At 63.9% G+C, this 24,212-nt stretch carries 22 protein-coding genes; 14 read left to right on the top strand and 8 right to left on the bottom strand.

Annotated elements, in window-relative coordinates:
- Positions 1-21: 21 nt before the first annotated feature.
- The 3 genes from cobS to D3M59_RS05160 all read left to right on the top strand — a co-directional run bounded on the left by cobS (position 22) and on the right by D3M59_RS05160 (position 4,000).
- Positions 22-1,026, top strand: coding sequence for a cobaltochelatase subunit CobS (cobS, locus tag D3M59_RS05170; RefSeq protein WP_119532193.1), 1,005 nt, complete (start codon positions 22-24; stop codon positions 1,024-1,026).
- A 7-nt stretch (positions 1,027-1,033) separates the two neighbouring features.
- A complete protein-coding gene (gene cobT / locus D3M59_RS05165) occupies positions 1,034-2,860 on the top strand; it encodes a cobaltochelatase subunit CobT (RefSeq protein ID WP_119532191.1) in 1,827 nt (608 codons plus the stop codon).
- A 216-nt stretch (positions 2,861-3,076) separates the two neighbouring features.
- Entirely contained in the window at positions 3,077-4,000 is a 924-nt protein-coding gene (locus D3M59_RS05160; RefSeq protein ID WP_158581954.1) for an esterase-like activity of phytase family protein, read from the top strand.
- Positions 4,001-4,019: 19 nt separating this feature from the next.
- On the opposite strand, the gene rpmB is transcribed toward D3M59_RS05160, so the two are convergent.
- Positions 4,020-4,313 (bottom strand): 50S ribosomal protein L28, encoded by a 294-nt coding sequence (rpmB, locus tag D3M59_RS05155; RefSeq protein ID WP_119532187.1) that lies wholly within the window; start codon positions 4,311-4,313, stop codon positions 4,020-4,022.
- Positions 4,314-4,468: 155 nt separating this feature from the next.
- On the opposite strand from rpmB, the gene D3M59_RS05150 reads away from it, so the two are divergent.
- Positions 4,469-4,783 (top strand): hypothetical protein, encoded by a 315-nt coding sequence (locus D3M59_RS05150; protein WP_119532185.1) that lies wholly within the window; start codon positions 4,469-4,471, stop codon positions 4,781-4,783.
- Between the two features lie 64 nt (positions 4,784-4,847).
- A complete protein-coding gene (locus D3M59_RS05145) occupies positions 4,848-5,303 on the top strand; it encodes a nucleoside deaminase (protein WP_119532887.1) in 456 nt (151 codons plus the stop codon).
- 52 nt (positions 5,304-5,355) lie between these two features.
- Here D3M59_RS05145 and D3M59_RS05140 read toward each other — a convergent pair whose 3' ends face one another.
- The gene (locus tag D3M59_RS05140) at positions 5,356-6,030 is read right to left on the bottom strand and encodes an OmpA family protein (protein ID WP_119532183.1); all 675 of its coding nucleotides are present in this window, start codon (positions 6,028-6,030) and stop codon (positions 5,356-5,358) included.
- Positions 6,031-6,138: 108 nt separating this feature from the next.
- Here D3M59_RS05140 and D3M59_RS05135 point away from each other — a divergent pair, with 108 nt between their 5' ends.
- A complete protein-coding gene (locus D3M59_RS05135; RefSeq protein ID WP_119532181.1) occupies positions 6,139-7,509 on the top strand; it encodes a hemolysin family protein in 1,371 nt (456 codons plus the stop codon).
- A gap of 6 nt (positions 7,510-7,515) precedes the next feature.
- On the opposite strand, the gene D3M59_RS05130 is transcribed toward D3M59_RS05135, so the two are convergent.
- From D3M59_RS05130 to purD, 3 genes are all read right to left on the bottom strand, one after another.
- Complete coding sequence (locus D3M59_RS05130) at positions 7,516-8,010, bottom strand: hypothetical protein (protein WP_119532179.1); 495 nt, start codon at positions 8,008-8,010, stop codon at positions 7,516-7,518.
- Positions 8,011-8,130: 120 nt separating this feature from the next.
- Positions 8,131-8,451: a hypothetical protein gene (locus tag D3M59_RS05125; RefSeq protein ID WP_119532177.1), complete on the bottom strand. Its 321-nt coding sequence runs from the start codon at positions 8,449-8,451 to the stop codon at positions 8,131-8,133.
- Positions 8,448-9,698: a phosphoribosylamine--glycine ligase gene (gene purD, locus D3M59_RS05120; protein WP_119532175.1), complete on the bottom strand. Its 1,251-nt coding sequence runs from the start codon at positions 9,696-9,698 to the stop codon at positions 8,448-8,450. The genes D3M59_RS05125 and purD overlap by 4 nt, the downstream gene beginning before the upstream one ends.
- Here purD and xseA point away from each other — a divergent pair.
- Both xseA and D3M59_RS05110 read left to right on the top strand, forming a co-directional pair.
- Positions 9,697-11,115: an exodeoxyribonuclease VII large subunit gene (xseA, locus tag D3M59_RS05115; protein ID WP_119532173.1), complete on the top strand. Its 1,419-nt coding sequence runs from the start codon at positions 9,697-9,699 to the stop codon at positions 11,113-11,115. The two genes, purD and xseA, sit on opposite strands and share 2 nt — an antisense overlap.
- Positions 11,116-11,118: 3 nt before the next feature.
- Positions 11,119-11,328 carry a DUF2093 domain-containing protein gene (locus D3M59_RS05110; protein WP_199662364.1) on the top strand — a complete coding sequence of 70 codons (210 nt, stop codon included), beginning with the start codon at positions 11,119-11,121 and terminating at the stop codon, positions 11,326-11,328.
- Here D3M59_RS05110 and D3M59_RS05105 read toward each other — a convergent pair.
- Positions 11,325-11,849 carry a hypothetical protein gene (locus tag D3M59_RS05105; protein ID WP_147416704.1) on the bottom strand — a complete coding sequence of 175 codons (525 nt, stop codon included), beginning with the start codon at positions 11,847-11,849 and terminating at the stop codon, positions 11,325-11,327. The two genes, D3M59_RS05110 and D3M59_RS05105, sit on opposite strands and share 4 nt — an antisense overlap.
- Before the next feature lie 230 nt (positions 11,850-12,079).
- Here D3M59_RS05105 and D3M59_RS05100 point away from each other — a divergent pair, with 230 nt between their 5' ends.
- The 4 genes from D3M59_RS05100 (at position 12,080) to D3M59_RS05085 (ending at position 18,338) form a co-directional block, all read left to right on the top strand.
- Positions 12,080-15,235: a TonB-dependent receptor domain-containing protein gene (locus tag D3M59_RS05100; protein WP_119532169.1), complete on the top strand. Its 3,156-nt coding sequence runs from the start codon at positions 12,080-12,082 to the stop codon at positions 15,233-15,235.
- A gap of 71 nt (positions 15,236-15,306) precedes the next feature.
- Complete coding sequence (locus tag D3M59_RS05095) at positions 15,307-16,476, top strand: aspartyl/asparaginyl beta-hydroxylase domain-containing protein (RefSeq protein ID WP_233543141.1); 1,170 nt, start codon at positions 15,307-15,309, stop codon at positions 16,474-16,476.
- On the top strand, positions 16,476-17,966 hold the full coding sequence (locus D3M59_RS05090) for a putative 2OG-Fe(II) oxygenase (protein WP_119532167.1): 1,491 nt from the start codon (positions 16,476-16,478) through the stop codon (positions 17,964-17,966). The genes D3M59_RS05095 and D3M59_RS05090 overlap by 1 nt, the downstream gene beginning before the upstream one ends.
- 90 nt (positions 17,967-18,056) lie before the next feature.
- Positions 18,057-18,338 carry a hypothetical protein gene (locus D3M59_RS05085; RefSeq protein ID WP_147416703.1) on the top strand — a complete coding sequence of 94 codons (282 nt, stop codon included), beginning with the start codon at positions 18,057-18,059 and terminating at the stop codon, positions 18,336-18,338.
- On the opposite strand, the gene D3M59_RS05080 is transcribed toward D3M59_RS05085, so the two are convergent.
- The gene (locus D3M59_RS05080) at positions 18,335-19,792 is read right to left on the bottom strand and encodes a tetratricopeptide repeat-containing sulfotransferase family protein (RefSeq protein WP_119532163.1); all 1,458 of its coding nucleotides are present in this window, start codon (positions 19,790-19,792) and stop codon (positions 18,335-18,337) included. The genes D3M59_RS05085 and D3M59_RS05080 overlap by 4 nt on opposite strands.
- Before the next feature lie 84 nt (positions 19,793-19,876).
- Between D3M59_RS05080 and D3M59_RS05075 the strand changes: the two genes are divergently transcribed.
- On the top strand, positions 19,877-20,878 hold the full coding sequence (locus tag D3M59_RS05075; protein WP_119532161.1) for a hypothetical protein: 1,002 nt from the start codon (positions 19,877-19,879) through the stop codon (positions 20,876-20,878).
- Between the two features lie 5 nt (positions 20,879-20,883).
- Positions 20,884-21,546: a Fe2+-dependent dioxygenase gene (locus tag D3M59_RS05070; RefSeq protein WP_119532159.1), complete on the top strand. Its 663-nt coding sequence runs from the start codon at positions 20,884-20,886 to the stop codon at positions 21,544-21,546.
- Between the two features lie 42 nt (positions 21,547-21,588).
- Here D3M59_RS05070 and clpB read toward each other — a convergent pair whose 3' ends face one another.
- The gene (gene clpB, locus D3M59_RS05065) at positions 21,589-24,168 is read right to left on the bottom strand and encodes an ATP-dependent chaperone ClpB (protein WP_119532157.1); all 2,580 of its coding nucleotides are present in this window, start codon (positions 24,166-24,168) and stop codon (positions 21,589-21,591) included.
- Positions 24,169-24,212 lie beyond the last annotated feature (44 nt).

Genomic DNA, 24,212 nt, shown 5'->3' with positions numbered 1-24,212 from the left:
ACTTCCGCTTAAGGCGATTGCATGACCGACATCCCCAACGTTACGCTGGACAGCCGCAGCGATACGATCCTCGCCTCGCCCGACAAAATGGTGAAGGTTCGCGACGCATTCGGGGTCGACAGCGACCTGGAAGTGCCGGCGTTCAGCGAAGCGGATGAGCGGGTGCCGGACCTCGATCCGGCTTATGTATTCGATCCCGACACGACGATGGCAATCTGCGCTGGCTTCGCTCGCAATCGTCGCGTGATGGTTCAGGGCTATCACGGCACCGGCAAGTCGACCCATATTGAGCAGGTCGCCGCGCGCCTGAATTGGCCGTGCATTCGCATCAACCTTGACGCTCATATCAGCCGCATCGATCTTGTTGGTCGCGATGCGATCGTCCTCCAGGACGGGCAGCAGGTGACGGAATTCCGGGAAGGTCTGCTCCCGTGGGCGCTGCAGCATCCGGTGGCGCTGGTATTCGACGAGTATGACGCCGGCCGCCCCGACGTGATGTTCGTCATCCAGCGCGTGCTGGAAACCGACGGCAAGCTCACGCTGCTCGACCAGAATCGCGTGATCCGGCCGAACCCGTGGTTTCGCCTGTTCGCGACAACCAATACAATTGGCCTGGGTGATACCAGCGGGCTTTATCACGGCACTCAGGCGCTCAATCAGGGCCAGCTCGATCGTTGGAATATCGTCACGACACTGAACTACCTGCCGGCCGCGACCGAGGCGCAGATCGTCCTTGCCAAGTCAGGCGAATATGACAGCAAGGACGGCAAGCAGACGGTAGAAAAAATGGTCAAGGTCGCCGACCTTTCTCGTCAAGGCTTCATCAACGGCGACATTTCGACTGTTATGAGCCCACGCACGGTGATCAGCTGGGCGCAGAACGCCTTGATCTTTGGCGATGTTGGCTTCGCCTTTCGGCTGAGCTTCCTTAACAAGTGCGACGAGAGCGAGCGGCCGCTGGTCGCGGAATATTATCAGCGGGTGTTCGGGACCGACTTGCCCGAAAGCATCGCGCACCGCGCTTGAGGCCGGAATGGCCGTCTCGAGTCCACTAGACCGGTTTCGCTCGGTGCTGGCCGGCGCCGTTCGCGCCATCGGCCGCGATGCCGACGCGGACGTTGTGTTCGCATCTGAGGCGGCCGGGCAGTCGAGTGGCAAGGTTGCCCGCGTCGTGTCGCCCGGCCCTTCGCTTGAGCCGCGCCTGTTGGCTGAAGCGCGCGGCGCGGCGGATGCTGTCGCGCTGCGCCTGCGCCATCATGATGCAACACTACACGCTACGCGCGCGCCCCATGCTGACGGCGATGCGCGAGCGGTGTTCGATGCGCTGGAATCGGCGCGGGTCGAAGCGCTGGGCGCGAAGGCAATGGACGGAGTGCGGGCAAACTTGGGCGACCTCGTCGAAGCGCGAGTTCGGGCCGACGCGATCATCCGCGCACGGACTGCGGAGGAAGTGCCATTGGCGACCGCGGTCGGGCTTCTCGCCCGACAGCGACTAACCGGTGAGGCGCCACCGGCGGCGGCTACGAAGGGGCTGCAGCTGATCGCGCCGTGGATCGAGGAAAAGGCTGGCAACGAGCTTGATGCGCTGGCGCTGACTATCGATGACCAGGCCGCTTTCGCAACCCTTGCACGTCGCCTGCTGGAAGACCTTGAACTTGCCGACGCTGACGAGCCGGCCGACGAGACACCGGATGAGGGCGGCGACGACGACCAGGGCGACGACCAGGGGCCGGACGAGGCGGATGATGTCGACAGCGACGGCGCCGCAGGTGGCGACATGGAGATGCGTTCCGAGGAAGTCGAGCGCGACGAGGGCGATGACGAGTCGACCGATAGCGAGGCCGACACGGACGAGGGCGAGGCAACATCGGGCGACGAGGGGGCCGACCAGGCGCGCGCCAACCCGCAACGGCGCAATTGGCCGGACGAACCGACCACCGACTACAAGCCGTTCACGACGCGGTTCGACGAGATCGTCGGCGCCAGCGAACTGTGCGACGAGGAAGAATTGAACCGGCTCCGTGGCTACCTCGACCAGCAGATGGCCAGCCTTGGCGGCGTAGTAACGCGGCTAGCCAACCGGTTGCAGCGGCGCCTGATGGCACAGCAGGCTCGCAGCTGGGACTTCGACCAAGAGGAAGGGCTACTCGACGCGGCGCGGCTGGCCCGCGTCGTCGTGTCCCCCGGGCACAGCTTAAGCTACAAGGTCGAGCGCGACACCGAATTCAAAGATACGGTCGTCAGCCTGCTGATCGACAATAGCGGTTCGATGCGAGGCCGGCCGATCTCCATCGCAGCGACCTGCGCGGACGTCTTGGCGCGGACGCTGGAGCGCTGCGGTGTCGCGACGGAAATCCTCGGCTTCACTACACGCGGATGGAAGGGCGGCCAGAGCCGGGAATACTGGCTGTCCGAAGGGCGGCCACCCAATCCCGGTAGGCTAAACGACCTCCGTCACATCATCTACAAGCGCGCCGACCAGCCTTACCGCCATGCGCGGCGAAGCCTGGGGCTGATGATGCGCGAGGGGTTGTTGAAGGAGAATATCGACGGGGAAGCGCTGCTGTGGGCGCACAACCGGCTCATCGCGCGGCCGGAAGAGCGGCGGATCCTGCTGGTCATCAGCGACGGCGCTCCGGTCGACGATTCAACCGCATCGGCCAACGGCGGCACGTATTTGGAACGCCATCTGCGGCAGGTCATTGGCTGGATCGAATCCCGATCGTCGGTCGAGCTCGCGGCAATCGGCATCGGACATGACGTCACGCGCTATTATTCGCGAGCGGTAACGATCATGGACGCAGAGCAGCTCGGCGGCGCGCTGATCGAACAGCTTGCAGCGCTGTTCGACAAGAATTGACGATGACTGGGAAGAAGTTGGGCCCGGAGCAGATACGCACTCCGGGCCCCCCTCGTTACGCGACGCGAGGGTTTTATTCGGCCGTCTCCAGCCTTCGACGGGGAAAAGGGGGAAACCCCGTCCGTGAGAAGGGTTATGCCCGATTCGCTGTTGAACGCGGCTGAACATGTCGTGCAGCCCGTGTTAAGGAAATCAAGATATTTCAATGGCTTGCCGATGGCAGGCGCAGTTCTGGCGGCCTTCGTGCCGATCAGTGCGCTGCCGGACCGCCCGCAGCGGCACTCGGCAGTCCTGCCCATCGCATATGCGCCGGTGCCGTTGCTGCCCCTAGGACCGTTTCGCGTTGCGGGTGCGTGGCAGGTGAAGGTGATGGACCGCAGGGCCGGTGGACTGTCGGGTCTGGCCATTGGCGGTGGCCGGTTTGTATCGGTCAGCGATCTTGGAGCTGTAGTCGCATTCGATCCACCGGCCAGGGAAAAGCCGATGGCCGATATCGCCGACCTTCGTGACGGACCCGGCAATGCCGGGCTCAAGATTGGCCGTGATGCTGAAGCGCTTGCCCGCGATTCGCAGGGACGCGGATGGTGGGTTGCGTATGAGCAGCGTCACTCGCTCTGGCTCTATGATTCAGCGCTCGCACGCGCGCAAGCCACCGTCCCCGTGCATCGTCCGGCCTGGTGGGATAATCGCGGTATCGAGGGGTTGGTGGCAGATGGCGACGGCCTGCTCGCCTTCCCCGAAAATGGCCGCGAGGTCATTCGGATAGATCATCATGGGCAGAGGAGCCTCCCGCTGCAGTCCCCGATGGATGTGGCTGAGGCCGCACGGGCGACCGACGGGAGTATTTGGCTGTTGCTTCGCTCGAAGAGCCTGAAAGGGATCGACCAGGCGATTGCGCCGCTGATGGCGGATAGCGTCGGTTATCGCGTCGGGCCGCTACAGACGCTGCCCAAGGCCGCTTTCGACAATTATGAGGGGATGGCATTCGCAAGTCTGCCCGGCGGAGGCTGGCGAATTTGGTTGCTCACCGACGACGGCCATCGCTTCATGGCGCGAACGCTTCTCGTTGCGATCGACTGGAACAACCCGCCGGATCGCAGACACAACAAACGCCCGGCAACGAGCGCCGGGCGTTTGTGAAGCCGTCAGTCGGCGCCGGTTAGGCGGCGGCCGACTTGGCCTTCTTCGCGAGTTCGCGCTTCAGCTTGGCGGCGCGGGTAGACAGCTTGTCCTCGCTGGTCTTGGCCAGCCAGTTGTCCAGACCACCGACGTGCTCAACCGAGCGCAGGCCGTGCGTCGAAACGCGCAGCTTGATGCTCTTTTCGAGCGCTTCCGACATCAGTGTCACGTTCTGCAAGTTCGGCAGAAACGTACGCTTGGTCTTGTTGTTGGCATGGGAAACATTGTTACCCACCTGCCGGCCCTTGCCGGTCAGTTCGCAAACGCGCGACATCGGTCACATCCTAGTTTTAAAGGTGGGCGCCAGAAGCTCCCGGAAAGCGCCGCCACCTACTCGGCGAAGAGCAATCCGTCAACCTGCAGCGCGTAGGCGGCAACTCGACGCATCATGGCGCGTTGGCCCTTTGACGGTTGTGGGAGACGAACATCATGCGTGCTGTGCTGCTTATCCTCATTCTGGCGGTAGTCGCCATCATAGCTGCGATCCAGACAGGCCTGCTCAATATTTCCCAGACCCGCCCCGCCACGGCGCCGACCGTCGAAGCAAGCGACGGGGCGATTCGGGCCAAGGCGGGCCAGGCCCCGGCGTTCGAGGTAGAAACCGGTTCGGTCGGCATCGGAACGCGGGAGGCTAATGTCGCGGTTCCCGAGGTTCAGGTGAAGCGCGGCGAGACAACGGTAAAGGTTCCGGCGGTGGAAGTCCGCCGGCCGGCCGACGAGGCCAACCAGAACGCCGCCCGCTGATATCCTGACGCCGCGGCTGGCGGGCATGACAGGGAAGCTGGTGGACGCTAGCGGTAAACCCGTCATGGCATTCCCACTTCCGCCCCCCATGCGCCGCGCGCTAGACCTTGCCGACGTCGCGGCCGATGCAGGGGAAGTCCCGGTCGGGGCGGTGATCACACTAGACGGGGAAATCATCGCAGAGGCTCGAAATTCCATGCGCGGCAATCTGGATCCGACTGCCCATGCAGAAATGGTCGCCATCCGTCACGCCGCGACTCGCCTCGGCCGCCCTCGGCTCGACGGGTGCACCTTGTGGGTCACGCTGGAGCCGTGCGCGATGTGCGCGGGGGCTATCGCACTGGCGCGGTTCGACGCGCTACGCTTCGCGGCCGACGATCCCAAGGGCGGCGGCGTCATCCACGGCGCCCGGGTTTTTTCCCAGCCGACTTGCCATCACCGGCCCGACGTGTTGGGCGGTATCGGCGACGATGAGGCATCGCAGCAGCTAAAGCGCTTTTTCGCGACGCGCCGGAGATGAAAAAGGGCGCCGGTGAAGGCGCCCTTTCCATTCGTCCCAAGCTAAAAGTAGCTTAGTAGCCGCCCGGCTGTGTGACCGGCACGACCTTGATTTCAACGCGGCGATTCTGAGCTTTCCCCTCGGCCGTCGCGTTCGAAGCGATGGGGGCCGTTTCGCCATAGCCACGGACGCCCATGCGGGCACGGGCGACGCCGCGCATCGACAGATAGTCGGCAACCGCACCGGCGCGGCGTTCCGACAGCGTCTGGTTATAGGCGTCCGACCCATCCGAATCAGTGTGCCCCAGAACGTCGATATAGGTCTGGTTATAGCTACCCAGAGTCTGAGCGACGCCGTCCAGCGTCGCACGGAATTCGGGCTGGATGTCATAGCGATCGACCGCGAAGGTGACATTCGACGGCATCCGCAGGATCAGGTCGTCGCCTTGGCGGATGACGTCCACGCCCGTGCCAGCGGTCTGGCGGCGAAGGTCGGCTTCCTGGCGATCCATGTAGGCACCAACAGCGCCGCCGGCGATAGCGCCGATGCCCGCGCCCAAAATCTTTTCAGTCCGGTCGCCACGGCCTCCGACTAGATCGCCAAGCAGGTATCCGCCAAGCGCGCCGCCGATGGCGCCGATGGCAGTGTTATTGATCCGGCGCTGACCGGTGTAAGGGTCGGTGGTGCAGGCCGTGGTGATGACTGCGCCCGATAGGGCAATGGCAGTCAGCATGGTAATGCGACGCATGAATATACTCCGAAAATCTAAGGGATCGGTTTTGGAACGGCAGGAAGCCGCGATAGTTCCGCATCCTAACCTCTCCGCGCCCGCTTGCCCGTGCGCCATTTTATCGGCATGGAACCTGAAGCTGCCATGAGCGACGCGCTCCTTCCCTTCCCTTGGATCGATCTTTTCGTGATCATCGCGCTCATTGCGGTGAACGGCCTGCTGTCGATGAGCGAGCTGGCAATCGTGTCGGCGCGCGAGGCCCGCCTAAAGGCGATGGCAAAGAGCGGTTCGGCCGGCGCTACCTGTGCGCTGAAGCTGGCAACCGAGCCCGGCCGGTTCCTGTCGACCGTGCAAATCGGCATCACCCTAATTGGCATCCTGACGGGCGCCTTCTCCGGCGCGAGCCTAGGGGACCCTGTGGCCCAGCGTATCGCTTTGCTTGGCGTCGACCCAGAAACCGCCGAAACGGTCGGCTTTGGCCTAGTTATCGTCGCCACGACTTATTTGTCGCTGGTGATCGGCGAACTGGTCCCGAAGCAGTTCGCGCTACGCAACCCTGAAGGGATCGCGGCCATCGTCGCCCGGCCTATGAGCTGGCTCAGCCGGATCACGGCGCCGTTCGTTTGGTTGCTGGACCAGACCAGCGCGATGATTTTCCGTGCGCTGGGCCTCAACCGCGAGACCAAAAATGTTGTCACCGCTGAGGAACTTCACCTTGTCGTCGCCGAAGCGCAGACGGCTGGCGTCCTGGAAGAAAGCGAACGCGCCATCATCTCGGGAATCGTCCGATTGGCAGATCGCCCGGTGCGCGAGGTGATGACTCCGCGGACCGACATTGACTGGATCGACATTAGCTGCAGCCGTGACGAGCTTCGTCGCGAACTGGCGGCAACGCCGCACAGCCGTCTTCCAGTTGCCGACGGATCGGTCGACAACATTATCGGCGTGGTATCGACCCGCGACATGCTCGCGGTTCTGCTGGACGGCCGGGAAATCGACGTTCGCGAGCTGACGAAGGATGCGCCGGTCATTCCTGACCTGATGGACGCGATGGATGCGCTGGCCGTGCTGCGATCAGCCGAAGTGCCGCTGGCGCTCGTTCATGACGAATATGGCCACCTCGACGGCATCGTGACGCCCGGCTCGATCCTTGCAGCGCTGGCCGGGGCCTTCGCGAATGACATGGACGAGGGCGAGGACCCGCCCTGCGTCGAGCGGGAGGACGGTAGTTGGCTGGTGTCCGGCGCAGCGAGTGCCGACATTCTGGGAGACCGGCTGGGAGTGTCGATGCCGGCAGAGCGCGACTATTCTACCGTGGCTGGCTTTGCCTTATCGGTGATGAAGAAGATCCCGGAAACCGGCGAAAGCTTCAAGTTCGACGGATATCGCTTCGAAATCGTGGACATGGACGGTCGCAAGATCGACAAGCTGCTGGTCGCCCGGTCGAAGCGCCGTAAGGCCGAGGAAGCGGCGGAGAGCGACGCGCCCTCCGCCTGAGCACGTTTAGAGTTTCCCAAACTTCAATTCGTAGCCATCCACATCACCGCGGGAGAGGTAATCCGCCTGCTCGACGATGCGGTCGCGGCTGAACCGTCCGCGGAATGCCCCCAGAGAATTATCCAACGCCTCGACTTGCGCAGGGGTCATGCGCGCAATCTGGTCGAAGCGGACGATGCCCCGATTGGCGAGCTCGGCCGCCAGCTTCGGTCCGACGCCCTTCAGCTTGACGAGATCGTCGGGCGTGCCGGTCGCACCGGGCAATTCCTGGTGTACCTTGGCCGAAATCAGCTGCCCGGTGACATCGCTGGCGGCGGCGGCGGCCTCATCGGCTATGCCGCGGCCTTCGCGCTTGAGCGGCTGTGCGGCCATGTGCGGGCGGAGCGGCGTTTCGCTAGTCAGCGTCACCCGTTGCCGGGGGCGGAATACCAGGTAGCCGACAATGGCACCGATGATGAGTGCGACCAGGAATACCGGCCAGTAGATTCCAACGAATTCCATCCCCTCAAATCCTCCGTTTCCAGCGGTTCGCGCGGCGGCGCAGCTCGACCAGATACGCCAGAACCATGCCGACGGCGAAACCGGTCAACGCAAACATTTCTGCTTCGATACCAAGCGGGATCATTTCGCGGTCCTGTATTCCTGAGGCAGCGAGGCGGGGTCCCAGCGGACGTCGAGCACGCCGGGGACGTCGTCGAGGATTCGCACCAGCTCGGACCGCTGGAAGTCATCGGCAGGACCGGACAGGATCAGGCGGCGCGACAGCGGGCCGCGCTCCATGCGGGCCTGAATCATCGGCATGTCATAATAGTCGAGCGTCCGGCGGGCGGTGGTCTCTGCGCGGGCGGCGAGACGCTCTCCCGCGCCCAGCGGGCCGTGCCAGAGCGCAGTAGAGCCGAGCGTCGCGGCGACGCCGAGAATGACGATGCTGCTTCGGTTCACGATACTCGCTCCAGTTCCCGCCAGCCAATATCGCGGCGATGGAAGCCGTCGACGAAATCGATCCGGTCGACCGCCGCATAAGCGCGATCCCGCGCTTCGCCCAGCGAGCCCCCGCGAGCGGTGACGGCAAGGACCCGTCCACCCGTCGATACGAGTTGGCCGTCAGCAATCGATGTTCCGGCGTGGAAAATGATGACGCCATCGCGCGTTCCCGCGTCGTCGACATTCCGGATCGCGCCGCCTTTAATCGGAGTGCCCGGATAGCCCCGGGCCGCGAGGATGACCGTCATCGTGGTGTCGTTGGTGAGGGATGGGGCTTCGAACGCGCCACCGGTCGCGACGGCGTGGAGCAGCGCGGCGAAGTCGCCCTGGATCCGGGGCATGATCGCCTCGCATTCGGGGTCCCCGAACCGAACATTATATTCGATCAGCTGGGGTCCCTCGGCGGTCAGCATGAGGCCCGCGTAGAGGACGCCCGAGAAGGGGGTGCCGGCGTCGGCCATGGCGCGGGCGGTCGGTAGGACAATCTCGCGCATGGCTCGAGCTTCCAGCTCCGGCGTCAGCACGGGAGCGGGGGAATAGGCGCCCATGCCGCCGGTATTGGGCCCGGTATCGCCCTCACCGACCCGTTTATGATCCTGGGCGGAAGCGAGCGGGATAGCGCGTTCGCCGTGGACCAGCGCGAACAGGCTCGCTTCCTCGCCCTTCAAAAATTCCTCTATCACCATGGGGCCATCGCCCGCCGCGCGGATAGCGGCCTCGGCCTCCTCGCGGGAGATGGCGACGGTGACGCCCTTCCCGGCCGCGAGACCGTCCGCCTTGATCACGACCGGAGCCGCAAAACGGTCGAGCGCGGCCAGCGCGGCGGTGACGGTCTCGATCCGCTCATAGGCAGCGGTCGGGATCCCGGCGCGAGCGCACAAGTCCTTGGTGAACCCCTTTGATCCCTCCAGTTGGGCGGCGGCGGCGCTAGGTCCAAACGTGGCGATCCCAGCCGCTCGCGCCGCATCCGCGACACCGGCGACTAACGGCGCTTCGGGCCCGACCACGATGAGGTCGATGCCGCGTTCCTTCGCCAGCGAGACGACGGCTTGCGGGTCGCAAGGGTCAATCGCCACGCATTCAGCCCAGCGCGATATGCCCGGATTGCCGGGCGCCGCGATCAGCTCCGCGCAGCTTGGCGATTGCTTCAGCCGCCAGGCCAGCGCATCTTCGCGCCCGCCCGACCCCAGCAGAAGGATATTCATGTCACTCCCCGATGACGGCACTCCAGCTCTCCTAGCCGAGCAAAGGAGCGGCGACAACGCGCCCGCGCTGTCGGTCAGCGAACTGTCGGGAGCGCTGAAACGGACCGTCGAGTCCGCGTTCGGCCATGTCCGCGTGCGCGGCGAGATTTCGGGGTGGAAGCGGCATGCGTCGGGGCATTGCTACTTCACGCTGAAGGACGAGAACGCCTGCATCGACGCCGTATTGTGGAAAGGGCAGGCGGCGGCGCTCGCATTCCGGCCGGAAGACGGAGCCGAAGTCATCGCCACCGGCAAGCTCACGACTTATCCCGGTCGGTCGAAGTACCAGGTCGTCGTAACGCGGCTGGAACTGGCGGGCGAGGGCGCTCTGATGGCGCTCCTCGACAAGCGGCGCCGCGCGCTCGCGGCCGAGGGCCTGTTCTCGGAGGAGCGGAAGCGCCGACTTCCCTATCTTCCACGGGTGATCGGCGTGGTGACCTCCCCGACGGGCGCGGTGATCCGCGACATCCTGCACAGGTTGGAAGATCGTTGTCCCACGCATGTCATCGTCTGGCCGGTTCCGGTCCAGGGCGAAGGGGCGGCGGCGAAAGTAGCACAGGCCATTCGCGGGTTCGGCGCCTTGCCAAAGGACAGCGCGATCCCACGACCCGACCTCCTAATCGTGGCGCGCGGGGGCGGGTCGATCGAGGATCTGTGGGCCTTCAACGAAGAAGACGTCGTCCGGGCGGCGGCCGAATCGCCAATTCCGCTAATTTCTGCCGTCGGCCACGAGACCGACACGACCCTAATCGACTTTGCATCTGACCGCCGGGCGCCGACGCCCACCGCCGCTGCGGAAATGGCGGTTCCCGTCCGCGCCGAGCTGGTGGCATTCCTGGCCGAGCTGGGACATCGGCAGTCGGCCTGCGTCACGCGATCGCTGGTAAGGGGAGGGGAACGGCTGGAGCAATCCGCTGCGCGCTGGCCGGCGCCCGCTAACCTTTTCGCGCCTTTGGCACAGCGGCTAGACGAGGTTGGCGACCGGCTACCTCGCGCGCTGACCCAGCGCACAGCGCACGCTCGAGCCGAGCTTGCCGCCGTCGCGCCGCGGCTGCAAGCGCGCCTGCTCAATCATCGAATCGAGCGGGGACAAGAGCAGCTTGCTTCCCTATGGCGTCTTGCCGAACTGGCGCATCCCGAACGCCCGCTGCAGCGTGGCTTCGTCCGGGTGACGGATCGTGCGGGCAAGACGCTGGTCCACGCCGCAACGGCGCGCGCGGCCGGGGAGGTCGATCTGCACTTCGCCGATGGCAAGGTGGCGGCACGTGTCGGCGATGCAGCGACGCCCCGGGCGTTTCGCCCGGCAAAGCGGGTTGAGCGCGGTGGCTCAACGTCCTATCCGCCGGGCCAACCAGGATTATTCGATTCAGAGGATTAGGCGATGTTGATGAGCGGCCGCTCGCGAGAGGCGAAAATCCACTATCTAGACGGCACGTTCCGCCTGCTCAGCACCGGCGACCACGTCCGCTGCGCAATTACCGGCACGCTCATCGCGATTGAGGAGCTTCGTTACTGGTCGGTCGAACGGCAGGAAGCCTATGCCGACGCGGCGGCCAGCGTCGAAGCTGAACGCCGCGCCGGAAAGCTTTAGCCGACCCGCTTGACCTTGAATCCGGGCTGGCGGTTCACGCTGAGGTAGTAGCTGCCCATCGATCCGCGCCGCACCACGACTTTCTGTCCCGGCTTGGGCGACAGGCCCAGCGGCGTATCGTCGGTCTGCATCCACGTCGTGTTGTCGGCGAGCCGGACCGTCCAGCCGCCATCACCGTTGCGGACGGAAGAGGCGACTGTGCTTTCGATCTGCTTGACGCTCTCTTCTCCATCATCGCCAAACAGCCCGCCGAAGCCGGGCAGCGAAAATCCGAAAAGCGACCGCCGCGTGGCCCGGGCCTGCTCGCGATCGACCACGACCAGATCCTTCTTTGCGATCGCCTGCTCGATCCCGGAAGACTCCCTGTCGAAGCAGGCCAACCGCTGTGCCGGATCGGTAATCGCGCGGCATCCGATCAGCTTTTGCACCTGCGCCGGAGTACCGGCATCGACATTTTTCTTAGCCATCGCGGGCGCGCCGCCCACTAGCATTACGGTCGCCAACAGGCATTGAATCTTCATAGCCGCCACACCCTTTTTGCGTCGTCCGACAACTATGTCGTTGCCGCTCCAAAGCACAAGGTGTCGCTGTTGCAATTTTGCGACAGCATGTAGACAACTCGACTCAACGAAGGGCGAAGGCGTTGCCACGCTCGTCGCGCTTCACCTATCAACCCCCTGCTAAGCAATGGGCTCATTGCTGCCAAGATTGCCGTGCCCTGAAGGTGCGGCATGCAAGGGGAACTAACTTTATGAAGCTCGAATTCCGCTCGCGACTGCTGGCTACGACTCTGTTCGTAAGCGCCGGCATGCTCGCTTCGCCCGCGTTCGCGCAGGACGTGCCGCCCGCTCCGGACGAGGATCCGGCAGAAACGACCGCTCCGGTCGAGGGCTCCAGCCCGCCGTCGACGTCGGCCACCGGTGAGCCGGTCCGCGAAGCCAGCGACATCGTCGTCACCGGCTCGCGTATTCCGCAGCCGAACCTGACGTCGTCCAGCCCGGTCACCGTCGTCTCGAGCCAGGAAGTCAAGCTTCAGGGCACGACCCGTACGGAAGACCTCATCAACTCGCTGCCGCAATCGTTCGCGGCGCAGGGTTCGAACATCTCGAACGGCGCGACTGGCACCGCCACGGTCAACCTGCGTGGTCTGGGCACTGCCCGTACGCTGGTCCTGATCAACGGCCGTCGTCTCGTCCCGGGCGATCCGCGTCAGCCGGTTGCCGACATCAACTTCATCCCGTCGGCGCTCGTGAAGCGCGTTGACGTCCTCACGGGTGGTGCTTCGTCGGTGTACGGCGCGGACGCCGTCGCGGGCGTCGTCAACTTCATCATGGACACGCAGTTCACCGGCCTGCGCATCGACGCCCAGGCGAGCGTGTTCAACCACAACAACGGCGCACGCGAAGACATCATCGACGCGCTCGACGCTCGTGGCTTCCCGTATCCGACGAAGACCAGCAACAACGGCGGCGCGCAGGACATCTCCGTGTCCTTCGGCACCGGCTTCGACGACGATCGCGGCCACATCATGGCTTATGCGACTTATCGTCAGCAGGACGCTGTGCTCCAGTCCAGCCGTGACTATTCGGCGTGTGACAAGGCTGCGCTCAGCCCGGCGCAGATTGCTGCGACCGGCCGCACCTTTACCTGCGGTGGTTCGGGCACCTCGGCGCTCGGCACCTTCCTGACCAACGTCGGCACGTTCACCGTTGGCCCGAACCGCACGTTCGTGACCTCGAACGCGACGACCAACCCGCCGTTCAACTTCGCTCCGTACAACTACTTCCAGCGTCCGGACGAACGTTACACGCTGGGTGCGTTCGCGGAGTATGAGATCGCTCCGGAAGCGCGTCCGTACCTCGAAGCGATGTTCATGCACGATCAGTCGAACGCGCAGATCGCTCCGTCGGGCAACTTCTTCAACACCAGCTCGATCAACTGCAACAGCCCGCTTCTTTCGGCCCAGCAGCGCAACCTGATCTGCGTCACGTCGAACCTTGTGGGTTATGCGGTTGACGATCCCACGACGCCGGAAAACGAAGCTTCGGCACCGACCGTGTTCACCGACGCGAACGGCGACACCTTCAACCGCGCGATCGTGTATCCGGGACGTCGTAACGTCGAAGGCGGTGGTCGTAACGACGACCTTGAGCACCAGGCGTTCCGCATCGTCGGCGGTGTCCGCGGCGACCTCGCCCGTGGCCTGTCCTACGACGCGTCGTATCAGTATGGCCGCACGACGCTTGCCGAGACGTATCAGAACGACTTCTCGGTCACGCGCCTCAACCGTTCGCTCTATGTCGTCACCGATCCGGACACTGGCCTGCCGGTCTGTAACTCGGTTCTCGACGGCACGGACGTGAACTGCGTTCCCTACGACATCCTGGCGGCTAATAACGTCAGCCAAGACGCGCTCGATTACCTACAGACCCCGGGCTTCCTGCGCGGTAACGTTCAGGAAACCGTTGCCAACGTGAACTTCACCGTCGAACTCGGCGAATATGGCGTCAAGCTGCCGTGGAGCGACCGTGGCGTCGGCCTGAACGTCGGTGGCGAGTATCGTAAGGAATCGTTGAAGTTCGATACGGATACGGCCTTCGCAACCGGCGACCTCGCTGGTCAGGGCGGCGCGACCATCGGCGTCGAAGGCGAATTCGACGTCCGTGAGCTGTTCGGCGAAGTTCAGATCCCGATCGTGAACGACTCGTTCCTGTACGACTTCAACATCTCGGCCGGTTATCGTTACTCGGACTACAAGGTCCCCGCGACGACGACTTCGGAAGGCAACAGCTTCTCGACCGACACGTACAAGATCGCAGCCGAGCTCGCTCCGGTTCGCGACATCCGCCTGCGTGCCAGCTACAACCGCTCGGTGCGCGCACCAAACGTAGTCGAGTTGTTCTCGGCGCAGTCGGTTGGCTTGGCCGGCACCGAAGATCCCTGCTCGGGTGACTTCGATCCGACCACGGATGCGACCGCACCGTCGGCGACTGCAGCTCAGTGCGCCCTCACCGGCGTTACGGCTGGCCAGTACGGCAACGTTCCGCAGAACCCGGCGAACCAGTACAACTCGTTCCTGGGCGGCAACCCGAACCTGGCGCCGGAAGTCGCTGACTCCTACACCGCCGGTCTGGTCCTCCAGCCGCGGTTCCTGCCTGGCTTCGCCGCGACGATCGACTACTTCGATATTCGCGTGAAGAAGGCGATCGGCGTCATCGGGTTCGACACGATCATCAACCAGTGTCTCGACACGGGCGATGCGTTCTTCTGTGATCGCATCCAGCGTGACGCACAGGGCTCGTTGTGGGTCTCGCCGAACGGCTTCATCGTCGACGTGAACGACAACATCGGCAGCCTCCGCACCAAGGGTGTTGACGTCCAGGCTTCCTACGCCCGCGAAATCGGCGCGCTGGGAACGATGAACGCCAGCATCGTCGGCACGTGGCTGAAGGATCTGAAGGTTAACCCCTTCGGTGACATCAACTACGACTGCGCCGGCTTCTTCGGAACCCAGTGCGGTACGCCGAATCCTGAATGGCGCCACAAGCTGCGTCTGGGCTTCACGCTGCCGAGCGGCATCGGGATCTCCGGCCAGTGGCGCTACTTCTCGAAGGTGAAGAACGACGCTCGTAGCAGCGACGAAGATCTGGCCCTGTCGCCGACCTCGCCGCAGTTCTTCGAAGAAAACCTTGAGATCAAGGCTCAGAGCTACTTTGACCTTACGCTCACGGCGAAGGTCCAGGATCGGTTCAACTTCCGTCTTGGTGCCAACAACATCTTCGACAAGGATCCGCCCATCGGTGGTAACCAGGCGATCGGTGCACCGTTCGGTAACGGCAACACCTACCCGCAGGTCTATGACTCGCTGGGTCGGTACCTGTTCGCCGGTGTGACCGTCGACTTCTAAGTCGTCGATCACTCGAACAAGATTGCGGCGGGCCTCTCACGAGGTCCGCCGTTTTCTTTTGGGGCGCGGCGATGCATGACGAGACGATGGGTAACGAAGCCGACACGAACGAACTTGAAGCCGACCGCGCTGCGGCGGCCGGGCGCGCCGCAGACGCGGTTCACCTTCTTGAGGCGGCAGTAAGGGCGGATCCTGGCCGGTTCGCCGCGTGGATGAAGCTGTCGGCAATGAAGAGGGCGACGGGGGACGAGGTCGGGGCGCTCGCCGCGATCGACCGAGCGCTGGCCGTTCGGCCGCTGGACTTTTCGGCACTGCTTGCGCGAGCGATGCTGCTCGACCGCCAGGGCGACGGCCAAGCTGGCGAGGCCTTTTCTCGAGCGATTGCGCAGCTTCCGCCAGACGAGAAGGTGCCACCCGCCATGGCCTCGGCCATCACGCTGGCAAAGCGTAAAAGTGAGGCCCACCAGGCTGCCTGCGAAGCAGCGATGCTTTCGGCAGCCGGGCCATTGGCCGACGATGCTGTTGACCGCGCCATCCGCCGCTTCGCCTCCAACAGCGCGCGGAGGACTCGGCACTTTCATCAGGAGCCAACTCATTTCCACTATTCCGGCTTGCCGGAAGTGGAATTCCATGAATGCGAGCAATTTCCGGGCCTGGCTCGGCTGGAAGCTGCCACCGCCGACATAAAGGCGGAGTTCGAGGCGCTGATTGAATGCGAAGCGGCAGAGATTGCGCCTTATATCCAATATCCGGACCAAGCGCCGCTTCGGCAGTGGGAAGCGCTCAACCAGAACAAGGATTGGAGTGCGCTGCACCTCCTTCAAAACGGCAATCGCGTTGAGGCCAATGCCCGCCACTGCCCGGTGACGATGGACGTATTGGAATCGCTTCCGCAACCGCGCATTCCCGGAGCGTCGCCCAATGCGATGTTTTCGCTACTGGCGCCACGAACGCGAATTCCTCCTCACACCGGAGTCGCGAACATCAGGCTTGTTTGCCACCTGCCACTGATCGTGCCGCCCGATTGCGGCTTTCGCGTCGGGGCGACAACAGTCGAGTGGCGCGAAGGCGAGGCGTTCGTGTTCGACGACACGATCGAACATGAAGCCTGGAACTCCAGCGATCAATTGCGGGTGGTCTTCATCTGCGATTTGTGGGTGCCCCAACTTAGCGAACGGGAACGGGATGCTGTCGCCCGGATCATCCCCGCCGCCGGCGCGGGCTTTAGCGGCGGCCTCTGATGCAGCAGGTTTCCGATCCCACTGCCACCTATCGTCAGATTGTCGCTGCGCTTGATACGCCTGCCGCAGGCGCCATGCTTAACGACGCCGACGCACTCGTTCGCTTGGGCCCTGACGAACCCCGGTTCCACTATGTCCGCGGGATGATCCTTCGTCATCTTGATCGCCGGGATGAGGCTATCCCCTCGCTCCGGCGCGCGGTGGCGCTTGCCCCGGGTGAGCATTTGTTGTGGCATGGCCTTGCCCGGACGCTGATGGAGGCGGGCCTACCGAGCGTGGAGGAATATGGCCGCGCGCTGCAGCTTCGGCCCGGCGATGGGCCGATGATCGAGGGCATGACGGCCGCGCTAGTCGCCAAGGGTGACGCGGAAGCCGCTCTGCGGGGGCTTGAGCAGATCGTCCGACGCTCGCCGACCTGGGCCGATGGGCAGAAGTTGCTCGCCCAGATGCGCTGGATGAGCGGGGAGCGCGAAGGCTTCGACAGGGGGTTCGACGAAGCCCTCCGCCAGCATCCGCGTGACTACGGGCTTCGGTACGAACAGATCCTAGCGCTAACCCACGCCGACCAGTGGGAAAAGCTCCGGATCGTGGTTGAACGCGGCCGTGCGGCAATGGGCGAACTGCCCCTGTTCGCGGTCAACGAGGCCGTAGCCCTGAGCGAGTTGGGGGAAACCGAAGCCGCGGAACAAATGTTCGAGCGCTTCGACGACTCGGCGGATTCGTCGGTGGCGGTGCGCCACATTCGCAACCTCCTGCGCCTCGGCCGTCTCGACGTCGCGAACGCCGTTCTTGAGCCGTGGCTGAAAGGGGATCACGCTCAGACCTTCTGGCCCTATGCGGCTACGATCTGGCGGATGACGGACGACCCTCGGTGGGATTGGCTGGAGGGCGACGAACGATTTGTCGGCGTTTACGACATTGCCGGACGCCTGCCGGCCCTGGATGTGCTTGCCGAAAAGTTGCGATCGCTGCACCGAGCACCCGGCCAGTTGGTCGACCAGTCCGTCCGCGGCGGAACGCAAACGGACGGCAATTTATTCCACCTCATCGACCCCGTCATCGTTCAGTTGCGGGAGACCATCCGGGAGGTTGTCGCCGAGCATGTCGCGCAGCTCCCGCCAACTGATCCCGGTCACCCGCTCCTTCGCACGGCTCGCAGCCCGATCCAGTTTTCGGGCGCATGGTCCGTTCGCTTGACCGCGGGCGGACATCATTCAAACCATGTCCACCCGATGGGATGGCTGAGTTCCGCACTGTACATTGTCGTCCCGCCATCCGTTGCCGGCGATGCGCAGGCGGGCTGGCTGAACCTAGGCGAGCCTCATGCGCAGCTTGGGCTCGACCTTCCGCCTTTCCGAATGGTTGAGCCGAAGCCTGGCCGCTTGGCGCTGTTTCCGTCGACGATGTGGCACGGCACCAGCAAATTCCCCGCCGGCGAGCGGATGACCGTCGCGTTCGACGTGGCGATGCCGTCTGGAAGCGCGAGCTGAACCCAGTCCAGCATGTTAGTCCGCCCGAATTGCCGGGCGAGCGCTTTTCCGTTATCGAATGTGTTTCAATCAGATCAGGGAATCTACCCGATGTTGAAAGCTTCATTATTCGCTGCCGTGGCCGTGCTCGCGGCGCAGCCTGCCATTGCTGGTCAGGACACGACTACCGCTGCCAAGCCGATCGTCGTGACGGGCAAGGGGAAAGCCGGCGACCCGAACCGCATGGTCTGCCAGCGTGAAGAAACGACCGGCACCCGGCTCGGCGCCCGCCGCATTTGCCTGACCGCCGCGCAATGGGAAGAAAAGCGCCGCGTTCACCGTGAGGAGCTGGAGCGGGCCCAGCGAAACGTGGGGATCGCGAACGAAGGCTAAGCCTTTTCCGGCCAGTCGCTGCCAAGACGGTTGGCCAGTTCGCGCATTTCATCCGCGTAATTTTTCCAGCGGCCGGAAGATCGCCGATGCACCGGCTCGCGCACCTGCCAAACGCTGGCAGTCTTGACCTCGCCCTTGACGCGGTGGGGCTGAAGGCAGGCGTCTTCCCATTCCAGCCCGCAAAAATGCAGCAAGGCTTCCGTCACCCTGGTTGGATCACGGACTAACTCGTCATAATCGAGTGTGAAGATATCCTCGCCAAAGAGGCGCTCCCAATGCGCCATCAGTCGCTGGTACTGCCCATACCAATGCGCCGCATCGCCTAGGTCGAGCGCGTAAGACATGTCGGGATGGAGCTGAAGAAAATAAAGCGAGAGGAGATTATCCAGCGCGTTGCGCCGCGTGTGGACGATCCGCGCGCGCGGAAACATTGCCTTGATGAGGCCGATATGTAGGAAATTGTCCGGCCGCTTGTCGGTGATGAGCCTGCTGCCCGCGTCCAACGTTTCAATCCCACGCAGATAGTTACGCCGCGCGCCAGCAATCGCCTCGTCGTTTGCGGCCGCCTCTGGATAGGGAGAAATTCGTTCGGCAATCGTTGGAATGAGGTCGAGCTCCCCGCCGGGCATGACTTTACTGTGAGCCGCCAAGATCTGTTCGCCGAGCGTTGAGCCCGAGCGGAACATTCCGCAAATGAATACAACCGGCTCAGCCTCCGCTCTTGCAGTAGTCGGTCGGTCGAACGTCGAGATCAGCCGGTCGACGAAGCGCTCATGGGCGACCGCGTCATAGGACTTGAATGAAGGCCCCGCGCTCGCCCGGACGGCGTCGTTGGCAGATCGATAGGCCGCAAACGCATCGGAGTAGCGGCCTGCACGGTCGAGCAGCCGGCCTTGCGCAAACCCGAGGTCGGCTCGGCCCGCCGGCTCAAGCGCCGGATCGTCCAGCCGCTCGCCGACGCGCCGCAATAGGTCGTCTGTTTCATAATCCATTGTTACGCCCGCGAGCCGTGCCAGCGCGAGTCCGCTTAGCGGGTCCACCTCGAGCGCGCGTCTATATGCGTCTTCCGCCCCCCTTCGGTCGCCACGGTCCTCGGCCAGGTTGCCTAGGTTGAGCAGCGCCGGAAGATAGAGCGGATTGAGCGCCAGCGCGCGATCCAGCTCCGCCCGCGCATCGTCGGGGCGAAACAGCTGGTCCGAAAGGATGACCGCCCTGTTGACATGGACCTCCTCCGGTTTGCTCACGCCGCGCGCCAGCGCCTCAGCATAGGAGGCCAGCGCCTCCTCGAAGTGCCTCGCCTGCCGTTGCAGCCAGCCAAGGTTGTACCAGCTGTCGGGCAGCTGCGGTTCGACATTGAGGAGCTGTCGATACGCGGCGATGGCCTCTTCGACGCGTCCGGCATGCCGCAGGGCGGACGCCTTGGACAGCAGGGCCTGAACGGAGGAACTGATCACGGTCCAGCCCTACCGCCCACGACCGGCCTCTGTCGAGCAGCCGACCGGCTTGGACCTTGCGTCCACGGCCGCTACGGACGATGAATGACCGCGCAGCCGCTTCCGCCAGACCTCGCCGACGATGCCCGCTGGCTAGTGCAGGCCGTCGATTCGGCGGTCGGGCTGGCGCGCTTGGTGCGCATGGACGAGGAGGCTTATCGCCAGTCGAGCTTCCTCGACGACCGATTGCTGGCTGCAAAGCCCGAGGCAAGACTGTGTGCGCTTGGCGACATGCTTGGCGAAGCACGCCAAGTGAACCGGCCCGCCGCCCACTGGATCTTTCACATCGGCCATGTCGGCTCGACGCTGGTCGCACGCCTGCTCGGAGAATTGGCGGAGTTTCTGTCAATTCGTGAGCCGCGGTCTCTGCGTGACCTTGTGCAGTCCGGCGCAGGCGCGGAGGTTGCCGCTAGCATAGCTGCACTGATGTCGCGGACTTTCCGGCCGCATCAGCGTGCGCTGGTAAAAGCGACCAGCTTCGTCAGCGAAATCGCACCCTTGCTGGTGCAGCCCGACGGGCAGGCGCTATTCCTCTTCGCTTCGCCTCGCCACTACATCCAAGGAATATTGGCGGGCGAAAATAGTATCCTCGAACTACGGGCGCTGGAACAGGGCCGCCGGGAACGGCTCGCCAAGCGCGGGATCGACCTCGCCGGGTTCGACCGGAGCGATGCGCATCTCGCCGCCGCCGCTTGGGCTTGCGAAATGACGGCGCTGGAAGCCGCGTGCGACGCCGTGCCGGCCGGCTCGGTGATGTGGGCGGATTTCGACGGAATGTTGCGCGACATGGCCGGTTCGCTTGCAGCGGTAACTGCCCACTTCGGCGTGCCGGTACAGCATGACCGGCTGGTCGGGATTGCGTCGGGGCCGCTGATGCGCCGTTATTCCAAGGCGCCCGAATTTGATTATAGTCCGGATCTGCGGGCGCAGCTGCTGGCCGAGGCTGGCGCGACGCATCACGCAGACATCGGTGACGCCATCAATGGCTTGGCCCGTTCGGGCCATTCGTTGATCGTCCGGGCGTTGGGCAGGGCAGAAGGGGAGTAGGGTCAATGTATCGCGTGCTGCAGCTGCTGGACGAGCGCGAAATCGCGGAATGCCGCAAGATCGCGGCAGAAACGCCGTTCATCGATGGGCGCATCTCCAACCCGCATAACAAGGCGAAGAACAATCAGCAGCTGCATGACGCGGACGCGGGCCAGCGCAGTTCTCAGCTATTGATGCAGGCCTTCACGCGCAGCCCGGAGTTTCGCGAATTCGCCTTCCCGCTGAAGATCGCGCCGCCGTTGATGACCCGCTACCAGCCTGGCATGTCTTATGGCGCCCACGCCGATGCCGCCTTCATCCAGATCGGCAGCACGCTGATCCGAAGCGATTTGAGTTGCACGGTCTTTCTCAATGACCCGGCGTCGTATGAAGGCGGCGCTCTGCACGTAAGACTTGGCGATTCCAGTCTACGCTTCAAGCTGCAGCCCGGCGAGGCGATTATTTACCCGTCAGACACGTTTCACGAGGTGGAGCCGGTCACGAAGGGCGAGCGGCTCGTCGCGATCACCTTCATCGAAAGCCAGGTGTCGGACCCATTCCGCCGCAACCTCCTGTTCGACCTGAACGAGGTTGCGGCGCTGGAAGGGTTAAATATGGCACCCGAGAATTTCTCCCGGCTGCAGCTCGTCCAGCAATGCCTTTTGCGGCACTGGGCCGATAAGCCCTGACCGGTCGGGCACGCCGTTCACCGATTGAAAATTGGGCCAGTTTCAGGCTGGCTTAATTGTCAATCCGCCGTCGCCTTCATCGACCTTCACCGCCGATCCGTCATGCACGCGCCCGGCCAGGATTTCGTCGGCCAGCGGGTCCTGCAGATATTTTTGCACCGCGCGCTTCAGTGGTCGCGCGCCATAGACCGGATCGTAACCGACGCGACCCAGCCATGCGCGGGCGGCATCGCTGAGTTCGAGCCGGATTTTGCGGTCCTCCAACAGCTTTTGCAGACGCTTCACCTGGATATCGACGATCGGACCCATGTGGCTAGCCGACAGACGGTGGAACAGGATGATCTCGTCCAGCCGGTTCAGGAATTCTGGTCGGAAATGACTGCGGACAACCTCCATGACCTGAGCCTCGACATTGGTCGGATTCTCGTCCTCGCCCAGTGACGCCAGATACTGGCTGCCAAGGTTCGACGTTAGGATGATGATCGTGTTGGTGAAGTCGACCGTGCGGCCCTGACCATCGGTCAGGCGGCCGTCGTCCAGCACCTGCAACAGGATGTTGAACACGTCGCCGTGCGCCTTTTCGACTTCGTCGAATAAGACGACTTGGTAGGGCCGGCGCCGAACCGCCTCGGTCAGCACACCGCCTTCCTCATAACCAACATAGCCGGGGGGCGCGCCGATTAGCCGAGCGACCGCATGCTTTTCCATGAACTCGCTCATGTCGATGCGGACCATGGCGGTGGGATCGTCGAACAGGAACTCGGCCAGGGCCTTAGTCAGCTCGGTCTTGCCGACGCCCGTTGGTCCAAGGAACAGAAAGCTGCCCAGCGGCCGGTTCGGGTCCTGCAGGCCGGCGCGGGCGCGGCGGACTGCGGCGCTGACGGCCTTGACAGCCTGCTCCTGGCCAATAACCCGGGCACCGATCGCGTCTTCCATGTGGATGAGCTTTTCGCGCTCGCCCTCCATCATCCGCTCAACCGGAACACCTGTCCAGCGGCTGACGACCGCGGCAATGTCCTGGTCGGTCACTTCCTCGCGCAGCATAGCGCCCTGGCTCGCGTGCGCAGCCTCGGACAGCTTTTTCTCCAGTTCGGGAATACGGCCGTATTGCAGTTCGCCTGCCTTCGCGAGGTCGCCGCTGCGCTGCGCCTGCTCAAGCTCGATCCGCGCGGCGTCGAGTTGCTCCTTGATCTTCGCCTCGCCCGCGATCTTCTCTTTTTCCGCCTGCCAGCGGGTGGTGAGCTCGGCCGACTGCTGCTCGAGGTTGGCCAGCTCCTGCTCCAGCGTCGCAAGACGATCCTTTGACGCGCTGTCGCTTTCCTTTTTCAGCGCCTCGCGCTCGATCTTCAGCTGGATGATGCGCCGGTCGAGGTTCTCGATCTCTTCGGGCTTGGATTCGACCTCCATGCGCAGACGGCTGGCTGCCTCATCCATCAGATCGATCGCCTTGTCCGGCAGGAAACGGTCGGAGATGTACCGGTTGCTCAACGTCGCCGCTGCGACCAGCGCTGCGTCGGTGATCCTCACGCCATGGTGGAGTTCATATTTCTCCTTCAGGCCGCGAAGGATCGAAATCGTGTCAGGCACGGTCGGCTCGCCGACGAACACGGGCTGGAAGCGCCGCTCCAGCGCCGCGTCCTTTTCGACATGTTTGCGATATTCGTCGAGTGTCGTTGCGCCGATGCAGTGAAGCTCGCCTCGTGCCAGCGCGGGCTTCAGCAGGTTGGAGGCGTCCATTGCGCCCTCGGCCTTTCCGGCGCCGACCAGCGTGTGCATCTCGTCGATGAACAGGATGATTTCGCCCGCGGCCTGCTTCACCTCGTCGAGCACGCCCTTCAGCCGCTCCTCGAACTCTCCGCGATATTTCGCGCCTGCGATCAGCGCACCCATGTCGAGCGACAGCAGGCGGCGATCCTTCAGCCCGTCCGGCACGTCGCCGTTGGCGATGCGCAGCGCCAGCCCTTCCGCGATCGCGGTCTTGCCGACGCCCGGCTCGCCGATGAGCACGGGATTGTTTTTGGTCCGGCGTGCCAGCACCTGGATTGTCCGGCGGATTTCCTCGTCGCGGCCGATGACGGGGTCTAGCTTGCCGTCACGTGCCGCGGCGGTCAGGTCGCGCGCAAACTTCTTGAGCGCGTCGTAACGGTCCTCGGCACCCTGCGTGTCGGCGGTCCGCCCGCCGCGAAGCTTGTCGATCGCGGCATTGAGGTTCTGCGGCGTAAGGCCCGCCTTGGCCAGCGCATCGCCCAATTCGCTACCCTTGGCGAGCGCCATGGCAAGCAGAACCCGCTCGACCGTGACGTAACTGTCACCAGCCTTCTTTGCGATTTCCTGCGCTTGGTCGAGCAGGCGGATGAGGTCTCCGTCGATGCCTGGCGCGGAGGTGGCGCCGCTGCCAGTGACGGACGGCTGCTTGTCGACTAGCGCATCGACTTCGCGGCGTGCCGCGGCGCCGTCGCCGCCCGCCGCGTTGATCAGCCCGATGGCCATGCCCTGATCGTCGTCGAGCAGGGCCTTGGCATAATGGGCCGGCGTGATGCGCTGGTGATGTTCGCGTACCGCGATGGTCTGCGCTGCCTGAAGGAAACCCTTGGCGCGATCGGTCAGTTTCTCAAGGTCCATGCATTACCCCTCGGTTTTGCATGCATGTGGTGTGTCTTGACGGC

Source organism: Sphingomonas edaphi (assembly GCF_003583725.1).
In the GTDB taxonomy this organism is placed as follows: domain Bacteria; phylum Pseudomonadota; class Alphaproteobacteria; order Sphingomonadales; family Sphingomonadaceae; genus Sphingomicrobium; species Sphingomicrobium edaphi.
This window is presented reverse-complemented; position numbering and strand designations above follow the sequence as displayed.

Coding starts and splice junctions, on each gene's coding strand:
- D3M59_RS05145 (WP_119532887.1), top strand. CDS start 4,848: ATGGCATTCCCACTTCCGCCCCCCATGCGCCGCGCGCTAGACCTTGCC.
- clpB (WP_119532157.1), bottom strand. CDS start 24,168: ATGGACCTTGAGAAACTGACCGATCGCGCCAAGGGTTTCCTTCAGGCA.
- D3M59_RS05090 (WP_119532167.1), top strand. CDS start 16,476: ATGCAGCAGGTTTCCGATCCCACTGCCACCTATCGTCAGATTGTCGCT.
- D3M59_RS05070 (WP_119532159.1), top strand. CDS start 20,884: ATGTATCGCGTGCTGCAGCTGCTGGACGAGCGCGAAATCGCGGAATGC.
- D3M59_RS05100 (WP_119532169.1), top strand. CDS start 12,080: ATGAAGCTCGAATTCCGCTCGCGACTGCTGGCTACGACTCTGTTCGTA.
- D3M59_RS05160 (WP_158581954.1), top strand. CDS start 3,077: ATGGCAGGCGCAGTTCTGGCGGCCTTCGTGCCGATCAGTGCGCTGCCG.
- D3M59_RS05110 (WP_199662364.1), top strand. CDS start 11,119: ATGTTGATGAGCGGCCGCTCGCGAGAGGCGAAAATCCACTATCTAGAC.
- D3M59_RS05095 (WP_233543141.1), top strand. CDS start 15,307: ATGCATGACGAGACGATGGGTAACGAAGCCGACACGAACGAACTTGAA.
- cobS (WP_119532193.1), top strand. CDS start 22: ATGACCGACATCCCCAACGTTACGCTGGACAGCCGCAGCGATACGATC.
- xseA (WP_119532173.1), top strand. CDS start 9,697: ATGTCACTCCCCGATGACGGCACTCCAGCTCTCCTAGCCGAGCAAAGG.
- D3M59_RS05130 (WP_119532179.1), bottom strand. CDS start 8,010: ATGGAATTCGTTGGAATCTACTGGCCGGTATTCCTGGTCGCACTCATC.
- rpmB (WP_119532187.1), bottom strand. CDS start 4,313: ATGTCGCGCGTTTGCGAACTGACCGGCAAGGGCCGGCAGGTGGGTAAC.
- D3M59_RS05075 (WP_119532161.1), top strand. CDS start 19,877: ATGACCGCGCAGCCGCTTCCGCCAGACCTCGCCGACGATGCCCGCTGG.
- D3M59_RS05135 (WP_119532181.1), top strand. CDS start 6,139: ATGGAACCTGAAGCTGCCATGAGCGACGCGCTCCTTCCCTTCCCTTGG.
- D3M59_RS05150 (WP_119532185.1), top strand. CDS start 4,469: ATGCGTGCTGTGCTGCTTATCCTCATTCTGGCGGTAGTCGCCATCATA.
- cobT (WP_119532191.1), top strand. CDS start 1,034: ATGGCCGTCTCGAGTCCACTAGACCGGTTTCGCTCGGTGCTGGCCGGC.
- purD (WP_119532175.1), bottom strand. CDS start 9,698: ATGAATATCCTTCTGCTGGGGTCGGGCGGGCGCGAAGATGCGCTGGCC.
- D3M59_RS05085 (WP_147416703.1), top strand. CDS start 18,057: ATGTTGAAAGCTTCATTATTCGCTGCCGTGGCCGTGCTCGCGGCGCAG.
- D3M59_RS05105 (WP_147416704.1), bottom strand. CDS start 11,849: ATGAAGATTCAATGCCTGTTGGCGACCGTAATGCTAGTGGGCGGCGCG.
- D3M59_RS05140 (WP_119532183.1), bottom strand. CDS start 6,030: ATGCGTCGCATTACCATGCTGACTGCCATTGCCCTATCGGGCGCAGTC.